2 protein-coding genes are annotated in these 670 nt (G+C 41.5%); both read left to right on the top strand.

Annotated features, from left to right (window positions below; all coding sequences use genetic code 11):
* On the top strand, positions 1–323 hold a 323-nt coding region (locus CGZ90_RS20225; protein WP_420841359.1), incomplete at its 5' end, for an NrtR DNA-binding winged helix domain-containing protein.
* 63 nt (positions 324–386) lie between these two features.
* Positions 387–670, top strand: a 284-nt coding sequence (locus tag CGZ90_RS20220; protein WP_133063634.1) for a cysteine hydrolase family protein, incomplete at its 3' end; no start/stop codon positions are given.

Below are 670 nucleotides of genomic sequence, written 5' to 3'. Positions count from 1 at the left end.
TGCAGCTCGACTTGGCATTTGACCATAAAGACATCATAAGCGACGCAATTAATGTCATTTCGACCGATCTGCTGCAGACAACTGCTGCAAAGAACTTTTTGCCAAAGCATTTCACGTATTCGGAATTGCAGGCTGTTCTTAAAACCGTTACAGATGATCCAGCGATCCTCAGCGATCAGTCTTTTTCAAGAAAAATTAAATCGCTTCCTTTCATTAAAGAAGTTCCAGGAAAGACAACGACCCGCACGTCGAAACGGGCAACAAAGCTATACACATTCATTGATATGGATGTGATCAAGCCGATCTACACAGCACGCTACTAATTTTTTTGAAATAAACAATTAACAAATTGTTGATTATTAAAACGATAAATGGAGGGTCTTATCATGAAAAAAGCTTTGATCAATATCGATTACACGTTTGATTTTGTGGCAGATGCTGGTGCACTGACGTGCGGAAAACCTGGCCAGGATATTGAGCAGCACATTGTTTCGGTAACAGATGAGTTTATTAAGAAGGGTGATTATGTGGTGTTCGCTGTTGATCAGCATGAGCTAAATGACGAATACCATCCAGAAAGCAAACTGTTCCCGCCGCACAATATCACAGGAACGCCTGGCCGTGATCTTTTCGGAAAGCTGAACGATCTTTACGAAGCTCACCAGAATGA

Source organism: Fictibacillus aquaticus (assembly GCF_002245695.1).
Classification (GTDB): domain Bacteria; phylum Bacillota; class Bacilli; order Bacillales; family Fictibacillaceae; genus Fictibacillus; species Fictibacillus aquaticus.
Note: the sequence above shows the minus strand (reverse complement) of the source record. Positions and strands in the feature narration are given on the sequence as shown.